We start from the raw sequence: 25,319 nt of genomic DNA, 5'->3' as shown, positions 1-25,319 counted from the left end.
CCCCCTCGGGAACTCGTCTGGCCCACACCCTAGCGGCGCAGCCCATCCGGCACAGCAGAATGGACGCGGAGGTCGACGATGATCACGCACGAGGTCCTGAACCAGGCTCCGCCCCGCGAGGGCGTCGACGAGTTCGCCGCCGACGTCCCGCTCGTCGAGGCGGTCGCCCGATGGGGGACGACGGCGTTCTCCGTGGGAGGGGGAACCGAGGCGGATGCCGCGCCCCCGGCGCTGCACGACCTCGGCCGCCTGGTCGGCACCGCGGACTTCCAGCGCGACGCCGAGCTCGCGAACGCGAACCCGCCGCGGCTCGTCACGCACGACCGCTGGGGGAACCGGATCGACGAGGTCGAGTACGACGAGTCGTACCACCGCATCATGGCCGCCGCGATCGCCGCCGGCGCGCACACGTCGGCGTGGGCCGACCCGCGCCCGGGCGCGAACGCCGACCGCGCGGCCGCGTTCCTCCTGCTCGCGCAGGTCGAGCCGGGTCACGCGTGTCCGGTGTCGATGACGCACGCCGCGGTCGCGACCCTCGAGCACGCCGCCGACGGGCTGCAGGCCGAATGGATGCCGCGGCTGCTGAGCCGCGCGTACGAGCCCGGGCTCGGCGGCGACGCCGCCGGCACCGCCCCGGCGCCCAAGTCCTCCGCGCTCGTCGGCATGGCGATGACCGAGAAGCAGGGCGGGTCCGACGTGCGCGCGAACACGACCCGGGCCGTGCGGCGCCCGGGAGGCGGCATCCGCTCGGAATGGGGCGCCGAGTACGGGCTGACCGGGCACAAGTGGTTCTGCAGCGCGCCGATGAGCGACGCGTTCCTCGTGCTCGCGCAGGCGCCGGGCGGGCTCTCGTGCTTCTTCGTGCCGCGCGTGCTCCCCGACGGTTCGCGCAACGTGTTCCGCATCCAGCGGCTGAAGGACAAGCTCGGCAACCGGTCGAACGCGTCGAGCGAGATCGAGCTCGACGACACGACGGCCTGGCTCGTGGGCGACGAGGGCCGCGGCGTCGCGACCATCGTGCAGATGGTGACGCGCACGCGCCTCGACTGCGTGATCGGCACCGCCGCGGGGATGCGGCAGGCGGTCGCGGAGGCCGCCTGGCACGTGCGGCACCGCCGCGCGTTCGGGGCGCTGCTCGTCGACCAGCCCGCGATGGCGGCGGTGGTCGCCGACCTCGCCCTCGAGTCGGAGGCGGCGACGCTCACCTCGCTGCGGCTCGCGCGCGCCTACGACGTCGACGCGACCGAGTCCGAGCAGGCGTTCCGCCGCCTCGCGACGGCCGTCGCCAAGTTCTGGATCTGCAAGCGCGGACCCGACCACGCCGCCGAGGCGCTCGAGTGCCTCGGCGGCAACGGCTACACGGAGGCGTTCCCGCTCGCACGGCGCTACCGCGAGCAGCCGCTGCTCGCGATCTGGGAGGGCTCGGGCAACGTCATCGCGCTCGACGTGCTGCGCGTCCTCGGCCGCGAGCCCGAGGCGTTCATGGCCTTCTTCGACGACGTCGGCGAGGCGGCGGGCGAGCACCCGGCGTTCGACCTCGCGCTCGCCGAGGCGCGCTCCGTCGTCGGCGAGCTGGGCGGGGCGGATGCCGCGACCGCGGCGTCGCGCGCGCGGGAGCTCACCGAACGGCTCGCGCTCGTGCTGCAGGCGTCGCTGCTCCTGCGGCACTCGCCGGGCCCGGTGGCCGACGCGTTCGTCCGTTCACGACTCGAGGGCGACGGCGGCTCGATGTACGGCGCGTTCCCGCCGGGCGTCGACGTCGCCGCGATCCTCGCCCGCGCGTGACCGGCTGCGAGAGGATGGCGGAGTGAGGGACCGCGCGAACTGGCTCGTCGTCGCGCAGTTCGTGCTGCTCGCGCTCCTGCTGCTGCCGGGCGACCCGCTGTGGGCCGGGCAGCAGGCGACGGTGCTCGCCGTGCTGCTCGTGATCACCGGGCTCGTGCTCTCGGGCGCCGGCGCGGTGGCGCTCGGGCGCGACCTCGTGCCCTGGGTCGAGCCGCGCGAGGGCGCGACGCTGCGCACCGGGGGCGTCTTCCGGCTGACCCGCAACCCGATCTACGTCGGGCTCCTCATCGCGACGGCCGGGTGGGTGATCTGGCGGGCCCGCTTCGAGCTCGTCGTCGTGTGGGTGCTGCTCGCGGTCGTCCTCGTCGTCAAGGCGCACCTCGAGCAGCATCGCCTGCTCGAGCGGTTCGGCGAGGAGTATCGCGAGTACGCCGACCGGACGCCGTTGCTGCTCTGGGCCCGCGGCATCCGCTGAGCCGACCGCGCGAACGACCGCCCGCTACCCCGCCGCGTCGCCCGCCGGCGCGCTCGCCGGCGCCGTGGCATCCGCCGCCCCGGGCGAGGCCTGCAACGGGCCGGACTCGAGCAGGTGCGCGATGGCGCGCAGCGGGATCGGTGCCCAGTCCGGGCGGTTCCTCGTCTCGTAGATCGCCTCGTACACGGCCTTGTCGAGCTCGAACGCGGCGAGCAGGTCCTGGTAGACCGTGAGGTCCATGCCGGATGCCGCGACGTACCCGTCGATGAACGCCTGCCGGGCCGACGCCGCCCACGCGCGCCCGTCGACGGCGCGCTCGGGATGCACGAGCTCGGTGGCCCCGGCGACGTAGTCGAAGGAGCGCAGCATGCCCGCGACGTCGCGCACCGGGAGGTCGGGTCGGCGCCGCTCGGCCATCGGCCGCATCGGCTCGCCCTCGAAGTCGAGCAGGAACCAGCCCCGGTCGGGTGCGAGGATCACCTGGCCGAGGTGGAGGTCGCCGTGCACTCGCTGCAGGTCGGGCCATGCGCCGGCCTCGGCGCGCGCGTAGAACGACTCGATCGCGCCGCGGAGGGGCTCGAGCGCCGGGACCTCGGCCACCGCGATCGCCAGCCGCCGGCGCCAGGCCGCCGCGACGGCGGCGATGAGGTCGGGCGAGGCGGGCTCCCGCCCGAAGCTCACGCCGAGCGAGGCGTGCACCTCCGACACGGCCGCGCCGAGCGCGCGCGCCTCGTCGGCGAAGTCCCGGGCGGATGCCGCGGCGAGGAGTGCCACCCGCCAGGCGTCCTCCACGCCGGGGAGGAACTCCTGCGCGAACGCGAGGTGCCCGCGGGCCCGGCCCTCGGCGCGGCCGACGTCGTCCCACTCGCCGAGCACGTCGCCGACGACGGGAGGGACGTGCGGCGACCCGGCGGCGCCGAGCGCGGTCTGCAGGGTGACGTCCGGGTTGTCGCCGTGGTGGAGCTGCCGGAACACCTTGCAGATCACGGGCGGTCCGTCGCCCGGCCGGTAGACGATGGACGTGTTGGACTGCTCGCCGCCGAGCACGCTCGCCGGCACGCGGCCCGGGGGCGTCGCGGCATCCGGCTCGCCACCGCGTTCGTCGGCCGCTGCCGCTGGGGCTGCCGCTGGGGCTGCCGCTGGGGCTGCGCCCGCGCCGGCGGCCGGATGGCCCATGGCGGCCGCGCCGTGCGCGACGGCCCGTCCGCCGTCCCGGATCAGCGCGAGCAGTGCGTCGGTGAACGCCGGGTCGTGCGGGCCGTCGTAGAGTCGCGTGCCGTCGTCGAGCACGCCGATCAGGTGCGCCTCGTCGGCGGGGCCGGCCGTCGAGCGCTCGACCACGGGCACCTGGTAGAGCACGGGCGGCTCGGGGGCGTCGTCCATGACGAGGAGCGACATCGCGCGCACGCCGGGTTCGGCGACGGGGAGCTCCCACGCGCCGATCCGCCGGAGGACCGGGGCTCGGCCCTTCCCGCCGAACCAGCGCTGGTCGGGCATCCATTCGGCGATCGCGGCCAGCGCGCTGTCCATGCCTGCACGATATTGCCGCGCGTGCGCGCCGTCGAGGCGGCACGCGCCGTGTGACCCTCGGACGGGGGCACGCGGCATCCGTCGGCGGAGGAGCGGGGCGCGGGCTCGCGTGGATGCTCGCCGTGTCAGGGCAGGCGGTCGGTCCCGCGGTCGCGACGCCGCGAGCGCGGCTCGTCCAGGCCGATGTGCACGCGCGTCCGACGCCGCTCGATGACGATGAACAGCGTGCCGATCGCCCACAGCGGCACCTGCGTCAGGAACGCGATGCGGAACGCCTCGAGCGTGTACGTGGCCGGCGTGCCGGCGCCCTGCGCGTCCATGGCGATGCCGATCAGCAGGATCGCGAGCAGTGCCGCGAGGAAGCCGCCGACGTTCGTGATCCCGGTCGCGGTGCTCAGGCGGTGGCTCGGGTTGAACGTTCGCGCGTGGTCGAAGCCGATCATCGAACCGGGGCCGCCCGTGCTCATCGCGAACGCGAGCACGAACAGCAGCCACAGCGGCGCCGGGCCGGGCCAGGCGATGACGACGAGCCAGGCGAGCGCCTGGATGCCGATCACCGGCAGCACGAGCAGGTGCGAGCGACGGGTCGGATGCCGCGACGAGAGCGCGCCGATCACCGGGCCCACGAGCAGGCCGAAGACGACGTAGACCGTGAAGAGCAGCGACGCGGTCGCCGTCGACAGCCCCTCGCCGACCGTCAGGAAGGGGAACCCCCAGAGCAGCACGAACGCCGTGCCGGAGAACGGCGTCGTGAAGTGCGACCAGAACGCCAGGCGCGTGCCGGGGTGCGCCCACGACTCGCGGAAGCCCGTCCGCAGGTCGGCCGAGGAGCGGACCACGTGGATGGCGCCCGTGACCGTGTCGACCGAGACGTCCTCGATCCGGCCCGGCGGGCGATTGCGGATGACGGCGAAGGTGAGGACCGTGAACAGGGCGCCGAGCCCGGCGAGCGAGCCGAACGCGATCGACCAGGTCGTCGCGTGCAGGAGCGCCGCCAGCGGCAGCACGGCCAGGATCTGCCCCGACTGGCCGATGAGCCCCGTGATCTGGACCATGAACGGCGCCTGCCGCTCGGGGAACCACACGGCGATCACGCGCAGCACGCTCGGGAAGACCGCCGCGTCGCCCGCGCCGAGCAGCATCCGCGCGAAGATCGCCCAGCCGACGTCGGGCGCGAAGGCGAGCACGAGCTGGCCGACGGCCATGAGCGCCATCCCGATCGTGATGATCGGCCGCGCGCCGAACCGGTCGAGCAGCAGGCCGACGGGGATCTGCATGCCGCCGTACACGGCGAGCTGGATGACGGCGAACATCGACAGCGTCGAGGCGTCGGCGTCGAACCGGAGCGCGGCGTCGACGCCGACCGCGGAGAGCGAGGACCGGTTCGTGACCGAGAGGATGTACGCGGCGACGCCGACACCCCACACCAGCCACAGGCGCCACGTCGGGGCGATGGGGAGCGGGGTGGGGATCGTCACGGCCCTTCGAGGCTACCCCCGCATCCGTCCGCCGCCGGCGGTCCCGAAGAAGTGAATTTGGATTCACTTCTTGCTACGATCGTGCCGTGGATGCCGACGGCGAGGTCGAGGTGCGCGGGCGGGCGAACCGCCGCCGCACCGGTGCGGAGCGTGCGGAACTCGACGCGGTCGAGAACTGGGCCCTGCGGCGCGCGGTGAGCTGGACGGTGCTCGCGGGCGGCACCGCGAACGTGATCATGCAGCTCGCGATGCGGCCCGTCGCGTACGGGGTGATGGAGAGCCCGGTCGTCGAGGGGAACCTGTTCACGAACCCCGAGCGCCGGGCGCGCACGACGATCGCCTACATCGCGGTGACGATGCTCGGCGGCCCGGAGGAGCGGGCGGCGATGCGTCGGGCCACCAATCGCTCGCACGCCAGGGTCCGCTCCGAGCCGGGGGCGCCCGTGTCGTACGACGCGTTCGATCCCGCGCTGCAGAAGTGGGTCGCGGCGTGCCTCTACCGCGGGGCGGAGGACGCGTACACCGCCGTGCACGGTCCGCCCGAGGGTGCGTTCCGCGACGAGTTCTACCGGCAGGGGATGGTGTTCGGCACGACGCTGCAGATGCCGCCCGAGGCGTGGCCGCCGACCCGCGACGCGTTCGAGGCCTACTGGCGCGAGACGCTCGCCGGGCTCGAGATCGACGACCCGACCCGCGAGTACCTGATGCGGATCGTGCGGCTCGAGTACCTCGGCCGGCGGATCCCGGCCCCGCTCCTCCGCTGGCGCGCGCGGATGGTCGCCGGGCACCTCCCGCCCGAGTTCCGCGAGCTCATGCGGATGCCCTGGAGCGAGGCGGACCAGCGCGCGTTCGACCGGTCGACGCGGCGGCTCGCGGGGCTCATGCGCGTGCTCCCGCGGAGCGCACGCGAGTGGCCGATCCGCCGGCAGCTCCGTGACGTGCAGCGTCGGCTCGCCGCAGGTCGGCCGCTCTTCTGAGCCGCTCGCCGGAGACGACGGAGCCCCGGGACCGGACCACGTCCGACCCCGGGCTCCGATCGCGTCGATCAGGTGACGGGCGCGTCCGCGGACGCCTCCTCCGCACCGCCGTCGAAACCGAGCACGGCCTCGCCGGGCGTGCCGACGGCCGCCTCGGCCTCCATCGCGAGCTCGGCGTCGACGTCGTAGGCCGCCTGCTCGAACTGCGAGTTGTACAGGCGGTAGTAGGCGCCCTTCGCCGCGATGAGCTCATCGTGCGTGCCCTGCTCGACGATGTCGCCGTGCTCCATCACGAGGATGAGGTCGGCGTCGCGGATCGTCGAGAGGCGGTGCGCGATGACGAACGAGGTGCGACCCTGCCGGAGCGCCGCCATGGCGTGCTGCAGCAGCAGCTCGGTGCGCGTGTCGACCGAGCTCGTCGCCTCGTCGAGGATCAGCACGCTCGGCTGCGCGACGAACGCGCGCGCGATCGTGATGAGCTGCTTCTCGCCGGCCGAGACGTTCGACGCGTCCTCGTCGAGCACGGTGTCGTACCCGTCGGGCAGCGAGTGCACGAACCGGTCGACGTAGGTCGCGCGCGCCGCCTCGACGATCTCGTCGTCGGTCGCCGTCTGGCGGCCGTAGCGGATGTTCTCGCGGATGGTGCCGCCGAACAGCCACGGGTCCTGGAGCACCATGCCGGTGCGGGCTCGGACGTCGTGGCGGGTGAGTTCGGCGATGTCCTGGCCGTCGATGAGGATGCGACCGCCGTCGAGTTCGTAGAACCGCATGACGAGGTTCACGAGCGTCGTCTTGCCGGCTCCGGTGGGGCCGACGATCGCCACGGTCTGGCCCGGCTCGACGCGGAACGACAGGTCGCGGATGAGCGGCCGGTCGGGCGTGTACGAGAACGACACGTGGTCGAACTCGATGACGCCGCGGCCGTCGACGGCCGCGGGGGCGTCGGCGGCGTCGGCCTCCTCCTCGTCGGCGTCGAGCAGTTCGAACACGCGCTCGGCCGAGGCCGTGCCGGACTGCACCACGGCGGCCATTCCACCGAGCTGCGAGAGCGGCTGGGTGAACTGCTGCGAGTACTGGATGAACGCCTGCACGTCGCCGAGCCGGAGCTGGCCGCCGGCGACCATGAGCCCGCCGAGCACCGCGATGCCGACGTAGGTCAGGTTCCCGACGAACATCATGCCCGGCATGATGATGCCGGCGAGGAACTGCGCCTTGAAGGCGGCCTCGTAGAGCTCCTCGTTCTCCCCGCGGAACTTCTCGCTCGCGTCCCGCTCGCGGCCGAACACCTTCACGAGGGCGTGGCCCGAGAACGACTCCTCGACCCGCGCGTTGAGGCGCCCGACCTTGCGCCACTGGATGCCGAACGCCGCCTGCGACTTCGGCCCGATGATGCCGAAGATCACGGCCATGAGCGGCAGCGCGACGAGCGCGACGAGCGAGAGCTGCCACGAGATCGAGAACATCATCACGAGCACGCCGATGACCGTGAGGATGCTTGTGAGCGCGCTCGAGAGCGACTGCTGCATCGTCTGCGTGATGTTGTCGATGTCGTTCGTCACCCGCGAGATGAGCTCGCCGCGCTGGGTGCGGTCGAAGTAGCTGAGCGGCAGGCGGTGGACCTTCGCCTCGACCTGCTCGCGCAGCCCGTACATCGCGCGGACCATGATCACGTTGATCACGTAGCCCTGGACCCACGACAGGATCGACGCCACCACGTAGAGCAGCAGCACGATGACCACGAGCTGGCTGAGGCGCACGAAGTCGATGCCCTCGCCCGGGGTCAGCGTCGCGGCGCCCACGATGTTGGCGAGGTCCTCCTGGCCGGCCGCGCGCAGTTGCTCGACGACCTGCTGCTGGGTCACGCCCGCGGGCAGCTGCAGCGAGATCCAGCCCTCGAAGATGACGTTCGTCGCCTCGCCGAGCACCCTCGGCGCGATGACGGTGAGGAGGACGCCGATCGCTCCGAGCAGGGAGACGAACGCGAACGACCACTTCCACGGGGCCAGGAGCCCGAGCATGCGCCGGAAGCTCCGGCCGAAGTCCTGCGCCTTGCCCGGTGCGACCGAGTCCCACGAGCCGGAGTTGATGCGCGCCTCCTCGGCGAGCTGCTGCTCCTCGAGCTGCTCGAGGGTGGGCTGCTGCGCCTCCTGCGCGGCCGCCTCCGCGCGGCTGCGGCCGCGGCCCTTGGGGGTGCTGGTGTCGCGGCTCATGCCGTGGCCTCCACTCCGAGCTGGGATTCGACGATCTCGCGGTAGGTCTGGCACGTCTCGACGAGTTCGGCGTGCCGTCCGAGCCCGACCACGCGGCCGTCCTCGAGCACGACGATGCGGTCGGCGTCGGTGATGGTCGAGACGCGCTGCGCGACCACGACCTTCGTCACGTCGGGCAGCTCTCGCCAGAGGGCCTGCCTGAGCCTCGCGTCGGTCGTGAGGTCGAGCGCCGAGAAGGAGTCGTCGAAGACGAGGATCTCCGGCCGGTGCACGATCGCCCGCGCGATCGCGAGCCGCTGGCGCTGCCCGCCCGAGACGTTGGTGCCGCCCTGCGAGATGCGGGCGTCGAGGCCGCCCTCCATCGCGGCGACGAAGTCGCGGCCCTGGGCGATCTCGAGGGCGTGCCAGAGCTCCTCGTCGGTGGCCTCCTCGCGCCCGAACCGCAGGTTGGAGGCGACGGTGCCCGCGAACAGGAACGGCCGCTGCGGCACGAGGCCGATCGTCTTCCAGAGCGCCTCGAGGTCGGCCTCGCGCACGTCGGTGCCGTTCACGAGCACTGCGCCGCCCGTGACGTCGAAGAGGCGCGGCAGCAGCGAGACGAGCGTGGTCTTGCCCGCGCCGGTCGAGCCGACGATCGCGACGGTCTCGCCGCGGTCGGCGCGGAACGTCACGCCCTCGACCACCGCGTGCTCGGCGCCCGGGTAGGCGAAGGCGACGTCGCGGAACTCGACCGTTCCCGGCGCCGGGAACTCGGCGACCGGGTGCTCGGGACGGGGGAGCGTGGTCTCGGTCGCGAGCACCTCGCCGATGCGCTCGGCCGAGACGGCGGCGCGCGGGATCATGATGGTCGTGAAGGCGGCCATGAGCACGCCGCCGAGGATCACGCCGACGTACTGCATGAAGGCGAACAGCGTGCCGACCTGCACGTTGCCGGCGTCGACCTCGGCCGCGCCGAACCAGATCACGCCGATGACGGTGAGGTTCAGGACGAGCATGAAGAGCGGGAACAGCGTGATGAACAGGGTGCCGACGCGGCGGCCGACATCCATGATGTCGTGGTTGGCGCCTTCGAAGCGCTCCTGCTCGATCGGCTCGCGCACGAACGCGCGCACGACCCGGATGCCGGTCAGCTGCTCGCGCAGGATCCGGTTCACGGCGTCGAGTCGCTTCTGGTAGCTGCGGAACAGGGGGACCATGCGGCTGATGACGAGCCCCGCGACCACGAGGATCGTGAGCACGGAGACCCAGATCAGCCAGCTCAGCCCGACGTCCTGCTGCAGCGCCATGATGATGCCGCCGACGGCCATGAGCGGGGCGCTCACGAGCATGGTTGCGCCCGTCATCGCGAGCATCTGCACCTGCTGCACGTCGTTGGTGTTGCGGGTGATGAGCGAGCCCGGCCCGTAGTGCGAGACCTCGCGCTCGCTGAACGCGCTCACCTTGTCGAAGACGTCGTTGCGGATGTCGCGGCCGACCCGCATCGCGGCCTTGGCCGCGAAGTACGTGGCGACGATCGCGGCGACGATCTGCCCGAGCGAGATCGCCAGCATGAAGGTGCCGGTCGACCAGATGTAGCCGGTGTCGCCCTTCGAGACGCCCTCGTCGATGATGTCGGCGTTGAGGCTCGGCAGGTAGAGCGTCGCGAGCACCGACAGGAACTGGAACAGGAGCACGCCGGCGATGAGCCACCGGTAGGGCTTCAGGTAGCGGATGAGGAGTCGTCCGAGCATGATTCTCCGCGAGTGCAAACGGGGTGTGCGAACGCGGGATGCCGCGTCGTCCGGGCTCGGGCCTCGGCCCGAGTCGCATCGTCAAGTCTGCATCCAAGCGGATGCCACCGACATCCGTCGTGCGGCCGATATCGCTGAGGGCGGAATCGAAACGGAGGAGAACCCCCGGTCGGACGGGAGCGTCATCGCGGGGAGCGGGTCCTGGCCCGCCGGACATGATGATGGGACGCGCACCCCCGCGATGCGCGCCCCATCAGTGGTGAGCCGTTACGAGTTGAAGGCGTCCTTCACGTTCTCGCCGGCCTGCTTGAGGTTGGCCGCGGCCTGATCCCTGCGGCCCTCGGCCTCGAGGCGCTCGTCGTCGGTCGCCTTGCCGGCGGCTTCCTTGGCCTTGCCCTTGAGCTCCTCGGCCTTGTTGCCGATCTTGTCGGACTCGCCCATCCGGGGCCCCCTTCCGATCGCGCGTCGCGTTCGGGTGCGACGTCGACGGCCACGCTACGTGCGGTCCGGAACCGATCACAGGCCTTGTCAGGGGCGGATGCCTCTGCTAGCGGATCGGCGTCGGCGGGCCCGCCCCGGACCGCCCCGAGCCGCCGCGCGCTACAGCGGCCGCGTGAACGCCACGCGATGCTCGCCGGGGCCGTCGTAGTCGCGCCACGCGGGCACGCCGTCGATGATCGTGTCGCCCGTGTGCTCGAAGCCCATCGCGCGGTGGAAGTCCTGCGAGCGGACGTTCGGCGGCCCGGTGATCGCGTCGACCCGGCCGCATCCGCTCGCCCGCATCGCCTCGAAGAAGCGCTCGTAGAGGGTGCGCGCGAGCCCGGTGCGCCGCTGGTCGGGGCGGACGCCGACGAAGTGGATGTACGCGACCTCGGGCTGCGACTGCGACCGGAAGCCGATGAGGAAGCCGGCCAGCTCGCCGCGATCGTCCTCGACGATCGTCGACGTGTCGGCGAAGTGCTGGAAGAAGAGCCGGGGGAGCAGCAGCGCGAGCCGGTCGGTGCCGGGCCGCTCCCACCACGGCCCGATGACCGCGACGACGCGGGCGTGGTCGTCGACCGAGGCCCGCCGGAACGTCAGGGACGGATGCCGCGGGTCGGCGTCGAGGCGAGGGGCGGATGCGTCGCTCATGCGTTGATCATCCGGCACGGGCGGCTCAGCCCGCGAGCACGATCCCGAGGGCGGTGCACGCGACGACGAGGGAGGTCGCCGCCGTCAGCGCGCCGGCCAGGGCGAGCCGCCGTGCGGCGTCCGTCCCCGTCGGTGCGCGGGAGCCGGGCGCCAGCGGGAGCGTCGTGTGCTCGACGGATGGCTCGGGGAGCCCGGCGGCGAGCCGGATGGTCGTCCCCGTCGCGTCGGCGTTCGGGACGTGCGAGCGGGCCGCGGTGTGCGGCGTCCAGCCGGTGCCGTCCCAGTACCTCAGCGTCCGCGGTTCGTTCGGGTCCGCGTGCCAGCCCGCCGCGGCGGGATCCGAGGCGGTCACGCCGACCCGCGACGACGGGCCCGGATCGCCCGCACCGACAGCTGGGCGGCGGCCGCCAGGAGCAGCGCGGCGAAGAGCCATCCGCCCACGGTCGGGGGGATCAGGAACGCGAGCGCGACCCCCGGCAGCGCCGCGAGCGTCGCCGCACCGCCCACGATGAGCGCGGTGCGCAGGTCGACGAGTCGGCCCCTGACGTTTTTCACCGACCCGCTCACCGCGGTCGGGATCATGGCGACGAGCGAGGTCCCGCGTGCGATCAGGTCGCCGAGGCCGAAGAGCGTGATGAACGCCGGCACCATGATGAGTCCGCCGCCGACGCCGAACAGCCCGGAGGCGATGCCGACCACGAGCCCGAGCGCGACGAGGCCGAGTGCGGATGCGGGCTCGAGCGGCACGGGGTCGGCCGTGCGGTCGGGCGCGCCCAGCGCGAGCCGGATCGCCACGACGACGAGCAGCGCGATGAACAGCCATCGGAGCCACTCGAGCGGGAGCCTCGCGAGCAGCGTCGCCCCGATCCATCCGCCCACGATCCCGCCCGTCGCGACGAGCGCGGCGGCGACGAGGTCGACCTGGCCGTTCACGAGGTAGGCGATCGAGCCCGCGAGCGCCGTGGGGACGATCGCGGCGAGTGAGGTCGCCGAGGCGCGGCGCTGGTCCATGCCGGCCAGCACGATGAGGAGCGGGACCATGACGATGCCGCCGCCGACGCCGAAGAGGCCCGAGAGCAGTCCGCCGAGCGCGCCGACGACGACGAGCCGCCACGCAGCGGGTCGCGCGCCTTCGTCGGCGGCGGGGTCGGCGGCGGGGGTCGGCACCCGGTCACTCTAGCGTCGGCCCGAGCCCGGCCCGACGGGGAGCCGTCCCCATCGGGCGTGACGCCGCGCCTCGCTCTCCTGTGAAGTCGCAGGGGAATCCGCTACGCTCGAAGTTCCTCCACATACGCGGGCGCCCGCCCGTATCACGATCGATTGCCCGGAGGCGGCACGTTCCGCAGGCATGACCCGAGACCGAGGGCAGCGCGTGCGACGCACGGCCGGCCCCTCGGACCACCGCCCGCCGGCATCCGTCGTCGGGCCTGCGGACGGCCGTACGGCCGAACGTGACGGGCCGAACCGTTCGGCCCGATCGAACGAAGGACACAGCAGCATGGCAACCGGAACCGTCAAGTGGTTCAACGCCGAAAAGGGCTTCGGCTTCATCGCTCCCTCCGACGGGAGCCCCGACGTCTTCGCGCACTTCAGCGCCATCACGGGCAGCGGCTACCGCTCGCTCGAGGAGGGCCAGAACGTCGAGTTCGACGTGGTCCAGGGCCAGAAGGGCCTCCAGGCCGAGAACATCCGCGCGATCTGATCGCGCCGCGGGCGAGGCCGCCCGCACACCCGGACGCCGGGTCGGAGCACGCTCCGGCCCGGCGTTCGCCGTCTCCGGCGTGCGTATGTGAAGTCCGGCGGGGGCCGGTCAGCCCTCGGTGGGCGCCGCCTGGCCGATGTTCACCATCCACTGCACGCCGAACCGGTCGTTGAGCATGCCGAACGCGTCGCCCCACGGCGACGGCTCGAGCGGCAGGACCACCCGGCCGCCCTCGGCGAGGCCCTCCCAGTAGCCCCGCAGGGTCTCCTCGTCCTCCGGGCCGCCGCTCAGCGAGACGGCGAAGTTGGTGCCGACCTCGTAGGGCATCTCGTTCGGCGTGTCGGCCCCCATGAGCGTGAGGTGCTCGGACGTGAGCTGGCCGTGCATGATCTTGTCGGCCTCCGCCTCCTCGTCGCCCTGACCGAAGTCGGCGAACGTGCTGAGCGTGAGCTCGCCGCCGAGCACGGACCGGTAGAACTCCATCGCCTCGCGCGCCTCGTCGCGGAAGCTGAGGTACGGGTTGAGCGTGACGGACATGGCGTCTCCTTGCGTCGTGGGCGGGCCGGTGCCGTCCCGCACGCCGATCATGCACCCGGCGGGTGACATCCGCGAGAGCCCTTGACGGACGGGACGGACGGGCGTACGTTTACAACCATCTAGTTGATAAAGCGATTGGTTGAATAATGGATGCCGCAGCCGCCGACGATCGGCTCGACCGCGCCTTCATGGCGCTGGCCGACCCGGTGCGCCGCGGCATCGTCGCCCGGCTCAGTCGGGGCCCGGCGACCGTGACCGAACTCGCCGAACCGTTCGACATCACCACGCAGGGGGTGTCGAAGCACATCCAGGTGCTCGAGTCCGCGGGACTCGTCACCCGGAGCCGCGACGCGCAGCGTCGCCCCGTGCACCTCGACGCGGCCGCGCTCGAGACGCTCACCGAGTGGATCGACCGCTACCGCCTCATCCACGAGCAGCGGTTCCGTCGTCTCGACGCACTGCTCGCCTCCGCCGACGGCGGCGACGCCGCGGCATCCGCCGGACAGGACTGACACCATGACCACCGAGACCACCAACCCCGTCACCATCGAGGCCCCCGAGGGCCTGCCCTACGTCGACATCGAGCGCGTGTTCGACGCGCCCGTCGCGGCCGTCTTCGACGCCCACCGCGACCCCGAGAAGGTCAAGCGGTGGCTCGGCCCGAACGGCTACGACATGCAGATCGAGCGCTGGGACTTCCGCCCGCAGGGCGGGTATCGCTACGTGCACGTCGACCCCGACGGCGGCCGCTGGGCCTTCAACGGCACGTTCCACTCGATCCGCGAGAACGAGCTCGCCGTGCAGACCTTCGAGTTCGAGGGCGCGCCCGACGTCGTCAGCATCGAGTCGATGACGTTCGAGGACCTGGGCGACGGCCGCACGCGCCTGCGCGGCCACGCCGTCTACCCGAGCCTCGAGGCGCGCGACGCCATGGTCGAGCACGGCATGGCGAAGGGCGTCACCGAGGGCTACGAGCGGCTCGACGCGCTGCTCGCGGAGCGGAGGCCGTCGTGAGCCGCACGGTCGAGGGCGACCGCACGCCGGCGGCCGTCGAGGCATCGCCCGCACGCGACGCGTTCGTGCGGCGCGCCGGTGCGGTGGCCGCGTCGGCCGCCGCCGCGCTGCTCGCGGTGCTCGCGCTGTTCCTCGTGCTGCGTCCCGACCTCGACCCCACGTGGACGTTCCTCAGCGAATACGCGGTGGGCGACACGGGCTGGCTGATGACCGTCGGCTTCCTGTGCGGCGCCGTCGCGTGCCTCGGGACGGCCGTGATCGGATGGGTTACCGGACGTGTCCTCGGTCGGATCGGCGCGGTTCTCGCGGGCGTCAGCGCGATCGGGTTCGCGCTGGCGGGGCTGTTCCCCGCCGATCCCGCGGTCGATGGGCCGGTCGAGACGACCGCGGCGGGTGCGCTGCACGCGCTCGGCGCCTCGCTGAACCTCACGCCGATCGCCGTGCTGCTGATCACCATCGCGCTCTGGCGGCGCCCGTCGTGGCGCTCACGGCGCCTCGCTCTCGCCCTGTTGGCCGGGCTCACGCTGGCGTCCGACGTCGCGTTCATCGCGTTCGCGGCGGCGGCGGGCGGCGAGTTCGGCCCGGGCACGTTCGCGGGCCTCGCCGGCCGCATCGCGGTCGCGGCGTTCGCCGCGTGGGTCGTGGTCGCCGGCGTGCGGCTTCGGACCGGGCCATCCGGTCACCCGGCCGTCTGACGGAAGACGAGAGAGGAGCATCACCATGGACTGGACCCTCGAGGTCGTCGTCGTCCCGGTCGCCGACATCGATCGTGCGATCGAGTTCTACCGCGACAAGGTCGGCTTCGCGCTCGACCACGACACGCACGCCGGCGAGCAGCGGTTCGCGCAGCTCACGCCGACGGGCTCGGGCTGCTCGATCGTGATCGGCACGCTGCCGGCGCAGAACGAGATGGCGCCGGGCTCGCTGAAGGGCGTGCAGCTCGTCGTGGCCGACGCCGAGGCGGCTCGCGCCGAACTCGTCGCCCGGGGCGTCGACGCGAGCCCCCTGCAGGTCATCGACCAGCGCGACGGCGGCACGTTCTTCGGCTTCGCCGACCCCGACGGCAACACCTGGGCCGTGCAGCAGATCCGGGCGCGCGGCGAGCGGCCGCTCATCCCGGTCGACGCGCGCGGCCGGTTCGGCGACGAGCAGGGCGCCGACGGCCCGACGGGATGACGCGACGCGCCGCGCACGCTCGCGCGGGCCACCGGTCCGGAATCGGACCGCGACGGACCGGTGGCCGGCGCGCGAGCATGGAGGCATGACCCCACCCGACGTCCTCCGCTACGCCGCATTCACGACCGACCCCGACGGGGGGAACCCCGCCGGGGTCGTCCTCGACGCGGCCGGACTCGACGACGCCGCGATGCTCGCCGTCGCCGCGGAGGTCGGCTACGCCGAGACGGCGTTCGTCACCGGCGCCGGGGGCGGGCTCCGCGGCATCCGCTACTTCTCGCCGGTCGCCGAGGTGCCCTTCTGCGGGCACGCGACCGTCGCGACGGCGGTCGCCCTCGCCGAACGCGAGGGACCGGGCCGGATCCGGTTCGCGACCCCGGTCGGCGAGGTGGCCATGGAGACCGCCGAGGTCGACGGGCGCCTCATCGCCTCGTTCACGAGCGTCGAGCCCCGCCTCGAGCCCATGCCGGCCGACGTCCTGGCCGACCTGCTCGACCTCGTCGGGCTCGACGCCGGCGCGCTCGACGAGCGCCACCCGCCCCGGATCGCGTTCGCCGGCAACCGCCATCCGATCCTGGTGGTCGAGGATGCCGCGGCGTTCGACGCCTTCACGTTCGACCCGGTGCGGGCGCGCGCGCTCATGGACGAGCACGGCTGGCCGGCGACCATCACCGTGCTCCACCGGCTCGCCGACGCGGCCGGCGGCGGCCTCCGCTTCGAGGCCCGCAACATCTTCCCGGTCGGCGCGATCCTCGAGGATCCCGCGACCGGGGCCGCGGCGGCCGCGGTCGGCGGGTACCTGCGCGAGCTCGGCGCCGTCGTGCCGCCGGCCCGCGTCGTGATCTCGCAGGGCCGCCACGTCGGGCGCCCGAGCGAACTCGTCGTCGACGTCCCGCCGGCCGGCGGCATCGTCGTGAGCGGGCCGGCCGTGCCGATCGCCTGAGCGCGCGGACCGCGCGGCGGCCGCTGCGCCGGGGCCACGCGATCCGACTCCGATCAGTGCAGGGGATCGCGGCCGTCGTCGTCGGTCGTCCGGTCGGGGACCTCGGCGACGTCGCCGCGCGCCCGCGGGTCGTGGTCGACGATGCCGTCGACGTCCTCGGTCGGCACGCCCGTCGACTCCGCGTTGAGCGTGTCCATGGCGCGCTGCGACGGATGCCTCGGCACGAGTTCCCCGTCGATGTGCGTGAGCACGGGGCGAAGCGGCGGTTCGGCGCCGGGCACCTTCTGGATCGGCGCCGTCGGCTGGTCCGGCCTGAGGCCGAACCGCCGCTGGAGCTGCCGCATCCACCTCGGCCCGCGCCCGATCGCCCCAGCCTCGAGCGGCGCCTCGACCTCGAGCCCGTAGTACTCGCCGATCTGGTCGACCAGCTGCGCGCGTCGCGCGAGCTCGTACGCCCGGCGCTCGCGACTGAACGCGATGATCGTCGACCAGCAGATCATGAGCATCACCACGCTGAACGGGAGGGCGATGATGATCGCCGCCGTCTGCAGTGCGCGGAGCCCGCCGGCGAGCAGCAGCGAGATCGACAGCAGCGCGGTGATCAGCGTGAAGAACGTGCGCACCCACTTGCGCGGGTTGATCTGGCCGCCGGTCGCGATCATGCCCATGACCAGCGCCCCGGAATCGGAGGAGGTCACGAAGAAGATCGTGATGAGCAGGATGACCCCGAAGGTGAGCACCGTCGAGCCCGGGAAGTAGTCGAGCAGCGCGAACAGCGTGCCCTCGATGTCGACCTCGCCGTCGGCGCCGACCAGGCTGCCCGGGTCGGTGAGCTCGAGGTAGAGCGCCGAGCCGCCGAGCACGCTGAACCAGAGGATCCCGATGAGGGTCGGCACGATGATCACGCCGGCCACGAACTCGCGCACCGTGCGGCCGCGCGAGATGCGCGCGATGAAGATGCCCACGAAGGGCGCCCACGAGATCCACCAGCCCCAGTAGAACGACGTCCACGACGCCTGCCACGCCTCGCCGGCGGCGCCCTGGAACGCGCTGACGTTGAACGACAGGCCGATGAAGTTCTGGATGTAGGTGCCGATCGACTGCACGAACTCGCGCAGCAGGAACTCCGTCTGCCCGAAGACGAGCAGGTACAGCACGAGGATGCCCGCGAGCACGAGGTTCGTGGACGAGAGCCACTTCATGCCTCGGGTGACGCCCGAGAGCACCGAGGCGAGCACGAACACCGTGATCACCATGATGATGACGACCTGCGTGGTCTCGGTCGGCTCGGCGATGCCGGCCGCGTCGAGGCCCGCGCTGATCTGCAGCACGCCGAGGCCGAGCGACGTGGCCACGCCGAACAGCGTCCCCGCGAGGGCCACCACGTCGATCACGTTGCCCCAGGCGCCGCGCACGCGCTTTCCGAGCAGCGGCTCGAGCGTCCACCGGATCGAGATCGGGCGCTTGCGCCGGTGGATGGCGTACGCGAGCCCGAGCCCGACGACGACATAGATCGACCAGGCGTGGATGCCCCAGTGCAGGTAGGTCTGGCTGAGCGCCGACGACGCGAGCTGCTCCGGCGTGCCGGAGACGCCCGGTCGCGGCGAGACGAAGTGGCTGAGCGGCTCGCTCGCGCCGTAGAACACGAGCCCGATGCCCATACCGGCGGCGAAGAGGAGCGAGAACCACGCGCCGAGCGAGAACTCGGGCTTGTCGTCGTCCTCGCCGAGGCGGATGTCGCCGTACCGGCTGAACCCGACGAACAGGCTGAACGCGACGAAGAACGCGGCGATGAGCACGTAGTACCAGTTGAACGCGTTGACGATCGACGACTGGATGGCCCCGAAGAACGCCTCGGCGAGGCGCGGCGCGAGGAGGGCGAACCCGCTGAACGCGAAGACGACGGCCGCGGCGGGCCAGAACACCCACCGTTCGATGCTCGTCTTCGGGATCCGGGGCCGTCGCCGGCTCCCGCGGTCATCGGGCTGGGTCGTCGGCGTCCCGTCCATGCCCGCCACGATACGCCCGCGGCTAGGCTCGGTCGGGGACATCCGTCGAGGAGGAGCACGCATGCAGACCCGAACCCTCGGCCGCACCGGCCGCACCGTCTCGGTCATCGGACTCGGCACCTGGCAGCTCGGCGCCGACTGGGGCGACGTCGACGAGGCCGATGCGCTGGCCGTGCTCGACGCGTCGCACGAGGCCGGCGTCACGGTGTTCGACACCGCCGACGTCTACGGCGACGGCCGCTCCGAGACGCTCATCGGGCGCTGGCTCTCGTCGAACCCGGGCTCCGGCGTCACCGTCGCGACGAAGATGGGGCGACGGATGCCCCAGGAGCACGGCAACTACGTCCTCGACAACTTCCGCGCCTGGACGGACCGGTCCCGCCGCAACCTCGGCGTCGAGACGCTCGACCTCGTCCAGCTGCACTGCCCGCCGACCTCCGTCTACTCCGACGACGCCGTCTACGACGCGCTCGACACCCTCGTCGCCGAGGGGGCGATCGCCGCGTACGGCGTCAGCGTCGAGAAGGTCGACGAGGCGCTCGCCGCGATCGCCCGGCCGAACGTGGCGACCGTGCAGATCATCCTCAACGCGTTCCGGCTGAAGCCGGTGGAGGAGGTGCTGCCCGTCGCGACGCAGTACGGCGTCGGCGTCATCGCGCGCGTACCGCTCGCGAGCGGGCTGCTCTCCGGGCGGTACACCCTCGAGACCGAGTTCGCGGCGAACGACCACCGCTCGTACAACCGGCACGGCGAGTCGTTCGACGTCGGCGAGACGTTCTCGGGCGTCGACTACGCGACCGGCGTGCGCGCGGCATCCGAATTCTCGGCGCTCGCACGCGAGGCGGCGCCGGATGCCACGCCCGCACAGGTCGCGCTCGCGTGGGTCGCGGCGCAGGACGGCGTCTCGACCGTGATCCCCGGGGCCCGCAACCCCGAGCAGGCCCGGGCGAACGCGGCGGCCGGCTCGCTCGAGCTGCCGGCATCGTTCGACGCGGCGGTTCGCGACCTGTACGACCGCGACATCCGCGCATCGGTGCACCACCGTTGGTGACCGCGCGGCGCCCCCGGGACGGATCGACGTCGTTCCGCTCGGGTCGCCCCGCCACCGCCTCGCCGGCGGGCGGTGACGCGTGATCGACATCCTCACCGGGTTCGCGGTCATCGCCCTCGCCGTGGTCGTCGGCTGGGTGGCCGGGCGCACGGGCGTGCTCGGGCCGAACGCGCGCCCGGTGCTGGCGCGCCTGAACTTCAGCGTGCTCTCGCCCTTCCTGCTGTTCTCGGTGCTGTCGACCGCCGACGTGCGCGCTCTGTTCTCGGCGCTGCTGCCGGTCTCGGCGATCGCCGCCGTCTCGGTCATGCTCGTGTTCTCGGTCGTGTCGCTCCTGCTGCTCCGGCGGGGCGTCGCCCGCACCACGATCGGCGCGCTCGCGAGCGGGTACGTCAACGGCAACAACATCGGCATCCCGATCGCGCTGTACCTGCTCGGCAACGCCGCCTACTCCGCGCCCATCGTGCTGCTGCAGCTGCTGCTGTTCGCGCCGATCGCGCTCGCGGTGCTCGGCGCGGCCGTCCAGGGCCGCACGTCGATCGGCGGCATCCTGCGCTCGACGTTCACCAACCCGATCATCATCGGCTCGCTCCTCGGCGTCGGCGTCTCGGTGTCGGGCATCGAGCTGCCGCCGATCGTGCAGGACCCGATCCACCTCATCGGGCAGGCGGCCGTGCCGCTCATGCTCATCGCGTACGGGCTCTCGCTGCACGGCACGCGCCTGCTGGAGCCCGGCACCGGCCTGCGCGACGTCGTGCTCGCGGCGACGCTCAAGCTCGCCGTCATGCCCGCCGTCGCGTGGGCCGTGGGCGCGTTCGTGTTCGGCCTCGAGGGCCGCGACCTCTACGCGGTCACGGTGCTCGCGGCGCTGCCCACCGCGCAGAACGTCTTCAACTTCGCGCAGCGGTACGAGACGGCCGAGGTCGTCGCGCGCGACACGGTGTTCGTGACGACGGTCGGCTCGGTGCCGGTGCTGCTGCTCGTGTCGGTGCTGCTCGGCTAGGGCGCACCCGGCCACCGCCCGGTACCGCCGTGACGGCCGAAGGCGGCAGGATGGTGCAACGCACCGCTGCACGGCAGCGCTGCGACGCACCCAGGCGAGGAGACCCGAATGCCCTTCCTGCGCGAGGACGGCGCACCGCTCGACGAGCTGCCGCTCGCCCAACGCCCGGCCGACGGCTACCGGTTCGAGCTGCGAGCCCCGATCGTCTACGACGACGAACCGACCGGTCGCCGCTACCGGGCCCCTGCCGCGGGGGAGGCGCCGCCGCCCGTCGGCATCACGGACCTCGCGTCGGTGCCGACGCCCCTCTGGGGCCTCATCGCGAGCTACGGTCGGCAGTCGGCGCCCGCGATCCTGCACGACGCGCAGTCGATCGCCGCGGCCGCGCTCGACGACCGCGAGGCTGCGCTCGCGCAGCGCCGCGAGGACGACGACGTGTTCCACCGCGCGCTGCGCGAGCAGGGCGTGCCCATCCTCCGGGCCCGGCTCATGTGGGCGTGGGTGTCGGCCGACCGCGAGCGCACCTACGCCGGGTGGCGCGGATGGCTCCTGCTCGCCCAGGTCGCCCTCGGGGTCGCCGTCGTGGTGGCGGCGATCGTGCTCGCCGTGGTCGCGCATCCGGCGTGGCTGCTGCTCGCCCTCGCACCCGCGCTCGCCGCGCTCTGGTGGGGCGGTCTCGCCCGGCTCGTGATCGCGCTCACGTATCCGCTCGCGCTGCTCGGCCCGGTGATCATCGTGCAACTGCTTGCCGTCGGCGTGTTCCGCGCCGTCGAGGCGATCGTCGAGGTCGTCGCCGGCGGTGACGTGCGGTCGGTCGTGCGGCCGACGCTGCGGCCTCCCGACCTGCGGGCGGACGGAGACGCCCGATGAGGGCGGGGCCCGGCCCCGTCGTCGTGATGGGGGTGTCGGCGTCGGGGAAGTCGACCGTCGGTGCGCGACTCGCCCGCCGGCTCGGTGTGCCGTTCGTCGATGCCGACGACCTCCATCCTCAGGCGAACGTCGACAAGATGCGGTCGGGACACCCGCTGGACGACGCGGATCGCGAGCCGTGGCTCGACCGGGTCGGCGCGACCCTGGCGGAGTCCGCCCGCGACGGGATCGTGGTCGCGTGCTCGTCGCTCCGCCGCGCCTATCGCGATCGCATCCGCCGCGCGGCGCCGACGACCCGGTTCGTCCACCTGCATCTCTCCGAGGAAGCGCTCGCGGAGCGGGCCGGCGCGCGGCTCGGCCACTTCATGCCCGCGACGCTCCTGGCATCGCAGCTCGCCACGCTCGAACCGCCGGCGGAGGACGAACCCGCGCTCACGGTCGACGCGGACGAGCCGGTCGACGAGATCGTCGACCTCGCCGCGGCGTGGCTGGTCGGAGGTCCCGACCTCGAGGTCGGCGCCGCTCGCGACGCCCCACCGCCCGCCTGACGCGCGGCGGCGCAGCTTCAGGGCTACCCCTGATGCCCGCCTCGCGCGCCGCCCGTACCGTTGGTCCCGGTCGCGCACCGCGGACACGCAGGGGGAACTGTCACCGCGGTGCCGACCGGAGAGCCGGCCGCGCTGGACCCGACCCGAACGGGCAGCGCAGGCCGGCTCCCCCCGTTCCGGGCCCTGCGCGCGAACCGCACCGCGCCCCGTCGCGCGCCGCGCCCCGTCGCGCGCCGCGCCCCGTCGCTCGCCCAGAAGTCGCGAATGCACGGGGCGACCCTGCATCTGCGACTTCTCGAGCTGAACGACTCCTGGGCGCCGTCGCGCCCGCTCCCGAGAAGTCGCGGATGCACGGTGCGACCCTGCATATGCGACTTCTCGAGGGATCCGCGCTCCGGCGGCACGACGCGAACGCGGGCGGCAGCGCCGACGGGCCCCATGCGGCAGACTCGAACGGATGACCCCCACCCTGCTCGAGGCCGCCCCGCGCCCGTACGATCCCGACGCCATGTACGACGCGTTCGTCGACTGGGCCGACGGCCGCGGCTTCGCGCTCTACCCCGCCCAGGACGAGGCGGTCATCGAGCTCGTCTCGGGCGCGAACGTGATCCTGTCGACGCCCACGGGAACGGGCAAGTCGCTCGTCGCGGTCGCGGCGCACGCGGCATCCGTCGCCCGCACCGCCGCCGCCCGCGACGCGGGCCGGCCCTGGGGCCGCACGTACTACACCGCGCCGATCAAGGCGCTCGTGAGCGAGAAGTTCTTCCAGCTCGTCGAGATCTTCGGCGCAGCGAACGTCGGCATGGTCACGGGCGACAGCTCGGTCAACGCCGACGCGCCGATCATCTGCTGCACGGCCGAGATCCTCGCGAACCTCGCGCTCCGGCAGGGGGCGGATGCCGCGGTCGACCAGGTCGTCATGGACGAGTTCCACTACTACGGCGACCCCGACCGCGGCTGGGCGTGGCAGGTGCCGCTCATCACGTTGCCGCACGCGCAGTTCGTGCTCATGTCGGCGACGCTCGGCGACGTGTCCGCGATCGCGGACGACCTCGCGCGCCGAACGGGTCGCGACGTCGCGCGCGTGACCGGCGTCGAGCGCCCGGTGCCGCTCCACTTCTCGTACGCGAAGACGCCCGTGCAGGAGACCGTCGAGGAACTCCTCGAGACCAAGCAGGCGCCGGTCTACATCGTTCACTTCTCGCAGGCGGCCGCGATGGAGCGCGCGCAGGCGCTCTCGTCGATCCGCGTCGTCACGCGCGAGCAGCGCGACGAGATCGCCGAGGCGATCGGCGGCTTCCGCTTCACGACCGGGTTCGGCAAGATCCTCTCCCGGCTCGTGCGCGCGGGCATCGGCGTGCACCACGCGGGCATGCTGCCGCGCTACCGCCGCCTCGTCGAGACGCTCGCGCAGCGCGGCCTGCTGCGCGTCATCTGCGGCACCGACACGCTCGGCGTCGGCATCAACGTGCCCATCCGGTCGGTGCTCATCACCGCGCTCTCGAAGTACGACGGGCAACGGATGCGGCAGCTCTCCGCCCGCGAGTTCCACCAGATCGCGGGGCGGGCGGGCCGTGCCGGCTACGACACCGCCGGAACCGTCGTCGTGCTCGCGCCCGACCACGAGATCGAGAACGAGACCGCGATCCGCAAGGCGGGCGACGACCCGAAGAAGCTGAAGAAGATCGTGCGGAAGAAGCCGCAGGCCGGGTTCGTCACGTGGGGCGAGGGCTCGTTCGAGCGCCTCGTCGACGCGGAGCCCGAGCCGCTCGTGCCGCAGTTGACGCTCACGGCCGCGATGCTGATCAACGTCGTCGGTCGCGGCGGCGACGTCGTCGGCGGCATCCGCTCGCTCGTCTTCGACAACCACGAGTCGCGAGCCCGGCAGTACGAGCTCGCCCGCCGCGCGCTCGGCATCCTCCGCACGCTCCGCGACGCCGACGTCGTCGAGATCCTCCCGGCCCCGACCCCGACCCCGACCCGGCCCTCGAGTGATACCGGTGCCGCCGAGGGATACCGGTCCGCCGGCAACACTCGGCGCGACGGGTATCACTCGGCGCACGAAGGCGGCGCCGGCCTCGGCGTCGAGCTGCGGCTCATGGTCGACCTGCAGCCGAACTTCGCGCTGAACCAGCCGCTGTCGCCGTTCGCGCTCGCCGCGATCGAGCTGCTCGACCCGAAGACCAGCGAGCAGGGGACCGGCCACTACTCCCTCGACGTCGTGTCGATCATCGAGTCGACGCTCGACGACCCGCGCCCGATCCTGTCGCAGCAGCAGTACAGGGCGCGCGGCGAGGCGGTCGCCGCGATGAAGGCCGACGGCATCGAGTACGACGAGCGGATGGCGCTGCTCGAGGAGGTCACTTGGCCGAAGCCGCTCGACGAACTGCTCGCGCACGCCTTCGAGACGTTCGCGTCGAGCCAGCCGTGGGTCCGCGACTTCGAGCTCAGCCCCAAGGCGGTCGTGCGCGACATGTTCGAGCGGAGCATGTCGTTCGGCGAGTACGTCTCGTACTACCAGCTGCAGCGCAGCGAAGGCCTCGTACTGCGCTACCTCTCCGACGCGTTCCGCGCCATCCGGCAGACGGTGCCCGACGAGCACAAGGACGAGGAGCTGCTCGACCTCATCGAGTGGCTCGGCGAGCTCGTGCGCCAGGTCGACTCGAGCCTCGTCGACGAGTGGGCCGAGCTCGTCGACCCGTCGGCGCACCTGCCCGAGGACGAGGCGCCCGTCGTGCCGCCCGCACCGCCGTCGGTCGTCACGAACCGCCGCGCGTTCACGGTCCTGGTCCGCAACGAGCTCTTCCGCCGGGTGCAGCTCGCGGCGCTCGAGCGAGACGAGGAGCTCGCAGAGCTCGACCCCGACGTCGGCTGGCCCGACGTGCTCGACCGCTACTACCACGAGCACGACGACATCCTCACGGGCGGGCCCGCGCGCTCGCCGCGGCTCGTGACGATCGACGAGACGGATGCCGCGCGCGGCACCTGGCGCGTCGAGCAGGTGATCGACGACCCCGCGGGCCACCACGACTGGCGGATCCGCGGCGAGGTCGACCTCGAGGCGTCCGCCGAGGAGGGCACGGCCGTCATGCGGATCGCGGAGGTCGTCCGGCTCTGAGGCCCGGTCGCGTCAGCGCGCCGATCCGGCGCGAC

General features: G+C 72.8%; 24 protein-coding genes. 14 read left to right on the top strand and 10 right to left on the bottom strand.

The features are described from left to right. The first annotated feature begins 78 nt into the window (after positions 1 to 78). Together GLX25_RS11735 and GLX25_RS11730 are read left to right on the top strand one after the other, a co-directional pair. Positions 79 to 1,785, top strand: coding sequence for an acyl-CoA dehydrogenase family protein (locus tag GLX25_RS11735; protein ID WP_155842623.1), 1,707 nt, complete (start codon positions 79 to 81; stop codon positions 1,783 to 1,785). 22 nt (positions 1,786 to 1,807) lie between these two features. Further along, entirely contained in the window at positions 1,808 to 2,260 is a 453-nt protein-coding gene (locus GLX25_RS11730) for a methyltransferase family protein (RefSeq protein WP_166548750.1), read from the top strand. 24 nt (positions 2,261 to 2,284) lie between these two features. On the opposite strand, the gene GLX25_RS11725 is transcribed toward GLX25_RS11730, so the two are convergent. Together GLX25_RS11725 and GLX25_RS11720 are read right to left on the bottom strand one after the other, a co-directional pair. Continuing rightward, positions 2,285 to 3,790: a maltokinase N-terminal cap-like domain-containing protein gene (locus GLX25_RS11725; protein WP_240898317.1), complete on the bottom strand. Its 1,506-nt coding sequence runs from the start codon at positions 3,788 to 3,790 to the stop codon at positions 2,285 to 2,287. A gap of 125 nt (positions 3,791 to 3,915) precedes the next feature. Next, positions 3,916 to 5,268 carry an MFS transporter gene (locus GLX25_RS11720; RefSeq protein WP_271192426.1) on the bottom strand — a complete coding sequence of 451 codons (1,353 nt, stop codon included), beginning with the start codon at positions 5,266 to 5,268 and terminating at the stop codon, positions 3,916 to 3,918. A gap of 86 nt (positions 5,269 to 5,354) precedes the next feature. Here GLX25_RS11720 and GLX25_RS11715 point away from each other — a divergent pair, with 86 nt between their 5' ends. Continuing rightward, positions 5,355 to 6,245 (top strand): oxygenase MpaB family protein, encoded by an 891-nt coding sequence (locus GLX25_RS11715; RefSeq protein WP_205719880.1) that lies wholly within the window; start codon positions 5,355 to 5,357, stop codon positions 6,243 to 6,245. A 68-nt stretch (positions 6,246 to 6,313) separates the two neighbouring features. Here the strand turns inward: GLX25_RS11715 and GLX25_RS11710 are convergent, their stop codons facing one another. The 6 genes from GLX25_RS11710 to GLX25_RS19385 form a co-directional block, all read right to left on the bottom strand. Next, the gene (locus tag GLX25_RS11710) at positions 6,314 to 8,455 is read right to left on the bottom strand and encodes an ABC transporter ATP-binding protein (protein WP_155842621.1); all 2,142 of its coding nucleotides are present in this window, start codon (positions 8,453 to 8,455) and stop codon (positions 6,314 to 6,316) included. Next, positions 8,452 to 10,185, bottom strand: a complete 1,734-nt coding sequence (locus GLX25_RS11705; protein ID WP_155842620.1) for an ABC transporter ATP-binding protein — start codon at positions 10,183 to 10,185, stop codon at positions 8,452 to 8,454. The genes GLX25_RS11710 and GLX25_RS11705 overlap by 4 nt, the downstream gene beginning before the upstream one ends. Before the next feature lie 267 nt (positions 10,186 to 10,452). Beyond that, positions 10,453 to 10,626: a CsbD family protein gene (locus GLX25_RS11700; protein WP_155842619.1), complete on the bottom strand. Its 174-nt coding sequence runs from the start codon at positions 10,624 to 10,626 to the stop codon at positions 10,453 to 10,455. A 159-nt stretch (positions 10,627 to 10,785) separates the two neighbouring features. Continuing rightward, positions 10,786 to 11,316 (bottom strand): GNAT family N-acetyltransferase, encoded by a 531-nt coding sequence (locus GLX25_RS11695; RefSeq protein WP_155842618.1) that lies wholly within the window; start codon positions 11,314 to 11,316, stop codon positions 10,786 to 10,788. A 25-nt stretch (positions 11,317 to 11,341) separates the two neighbouring features. Next, positions 11,342 to 11,668, bottom strand: coding sequence for a DUF2510 domain-containing protein (locus GLX25_RS11690; RefSeq protein ID WP_166548748.1), 327 nt, complete (start codon positions 11,666 to 11,668; stop codon positions 11,342 to 11,344). Continuing rightward, entirely contained in the window at positions 11,665 to 12,483 is an 819-nt protein-coding gene (locus tag GLX25_RS19385; protein WP_271192425.1) for a sulfite exporter TauE/SafE family protein, read from the bottom strand. The genes GLX25_RS11690 and GLX25_RS19385 overlap by 4 nt, the downstream gene beginning before the upstream one ends. Positions 12,484 to 12,814: 331 nt before the next feature. On the opposite strand from GLX25_RS19385, the gene GLX25_RS11680 reads away from it, so the two are divergent. Continuing rightward, the gene (locus GLX25_RS11680; protein WP_155053172.1) at positions 12,815 to 13,018 is read left to right on the top strand and encodes a cold-shock protein; all 204 of its coding nucleotides are present in this window, start codon (positions 12,815 to 12,817) and stop codon (positions 13,016 to 13,018) included. 108 nt (positions 13,019 to 13,126) lie between these two features. On the opposite strand, the gene GLX25_RS11675 is transcribed toward GLX25_RS11680, so the two are convergent. After that, positions 13,127 to 13,555, bottom strand: coding sequence for a VOC family protein (locus tag GLX25_RS11675; protein WP_155842616.1), 429 nt, complete (start codon positions 13,553 to 13,555; stop codon positions 13,127 to 13,129). Positions 13,556 to 13,701: 146 nt separating this feature from the next. Here GLX25_RS11675 and GLX25_RS11670 point away from each other — a divergent pair, with 146 nt between their 5' ends. From GLX25_RS11670 to GLX25_RS11650, 5 genes are all read left to right on the top strand, one after another. Next, the gene (locus GLX25_RS11670; protein WP_155842615.1) at positions 13,702 to 14,067 is read left to right on the top strand and encodes an ArsR/SmtB family transcription factor; all 366 of its coding nucleotides are present in this window, start codon (positions 13,702 to 13,704) and stop codon (positions 14,065 to 14,067) included. A 4-nt stretch (positions 14,068 to 14,071) separates the two neighbouring features. Further along, on the top strand, positions 14,072 to 14,569 hold the full coding sequence (locus GLX25_RS11665) for an SRPBCC family protein (protein ID WP_155842614.1): 498 nt from the start codon (positions 14,072 to 14,074) through the stop codon (positions 14,567 to 14,569). Continuing rightward, positions 14,566 to 15,264 (top strand): DUF998 domain-containing protein, encoded by a 699-nt coding sequence (locus GLX25_RS11660; protein ID WP_155842613.1) that lies wholly within the window; start codon positions 14,566 to 14,568, stop codon positions 15,262 to 15,264. The genes GLX25_RS11665 and GLX25_RS11660 overlap by 4 nt, the downstream gene beginning before the upstream one ends. A gap of 25 nt (positions 15,265 to 15,289) precedes the next feature. Continuing rightward, positions 15,290 to 15,745 carry a VOC family protein gene (locus GLX25_RS11655; protein ID WP_155842612.1) on the top strand — a complete coding sequence of 152 codons (456 nt, stop codon included), beginning with the start codon at positions 15,290 to 15,292 and terminating at the stop codon, positions 15,743 to 15,745. 85 nt (positions 15,746 to 15,830) lie between these two features. After that, on the top strand, positions 15,831 to 16,688 hold the full coding sequence (locus GLX25_RS11650) for a PhzF family phenazine biosynthesis protein (protein ID WP_155842611.1): 858 nt from the start codon (positions 15,831 to 15,833) through the stop codon (positions 16,686 to 16,688). A gap of 53 nt (positions 16,689 to 16,741) precedes the next feature. Here the strand turns inward: GLX25_RS11650 and GLX25_RS11645 are convergent, their stop codons facing one another. Next, positions 16,742 to 18,697: a BCCT family transporter gene (locus tag GLX25_RS11645; protein ID WP_155842610.1), complete on the bottom strand. Its 1,956-nt coding sequence runs from the start codon at positions 18,695 to 18,697 to the stop codon at positions 16,742 to 16,744. 61 nt (positions 18,698 to 18,758) lie between these two features. Between GLX25_RS11645 and GLX25_RS11640 the strand changes: the two genes are divergently transcribed. From GLX25_RS11640 to GLX25_RS11620, 5 genes are all read left to right on the top strand, one after another. After that, entirely contained in the window at positions 18,759 to 19,748 is a 990-nt protein-coding gene (locus GLX25_RS11640) for an aldo/keto reductase (protein WP_155842609.1), read from the top strand. A 79-nt stretch (positions 19,749 to 19,827) separates the two neighbouring features. Beyond that, positions 19,828 to 20,748, top strand: coding sequence for an AEC family transporter (locus GLX25_RS11635; RefSeq protein ID WP_166548747.1), 921 nt, complete (start codon positions 19,828 to 19,830; stop codon positions 20,746 to 20,748). Between the two features lie 108 nt (positions 20,749 to 20,856). Continuing rightward, the gene (locus GLX25_RS11630) at positions 20,857 to 21,618 is read left to right on the top strand and encodes a DUF1353 domain-containing protein (protein WP_155842608.1); all 762 of its coding nucleotides are present in this window, start codon (positions 20,857 to 20,859) and stop codon (positions 21,616 to 21,618) included. Beyond that, positions 21,615 to 22,166 carry a gluconokinase gene (locus tag GLX25_RS11625; protein WP_155842607.1) on the top strand — a complete coding sequence of 184 codons (552 nt, stop codon included), beginning with the start codon at positions 21,615 to 21,617 and terminating at the stop codon, positions 22,164 to 22,166. Before GLX25_RS11630 ends, GLX25_RS11625 begins: the two co-directional genes overlap by 4 nt. Positions 22,167 to 22,623: 457 nt before the next feature. Continuing rightward, positions 22,624 to 25,284 carry a DEAD/DEAH box helicase gene (locus GLX25_RS11620; protein WP_155842606.1) on the top strand — a complete coding sequence of 887 codons (2,661 nt, stop codon included), beginning with the start codon at positions 22,624 to 22,626 and terminating at the stop codon, positions 25,282 to 25,284. The last annotated feature ends 35 nt before the right edge of the window (positions 25,285 to 25,319 follow it).

It is taken from the genome of Agromyces luteolus (genome assembly GCF_009729855.1).
Lineage (GTDB): Bacteria > Actinomycetota > Actinomycetes > Actinomycetales > Microbacteriaceae > Agromyces > Agromyces luteolus.
Note: the sequence above shows the minus strand (reverse complement) of the source record. Positions and strands in the feature narration are given on the sequence as shown.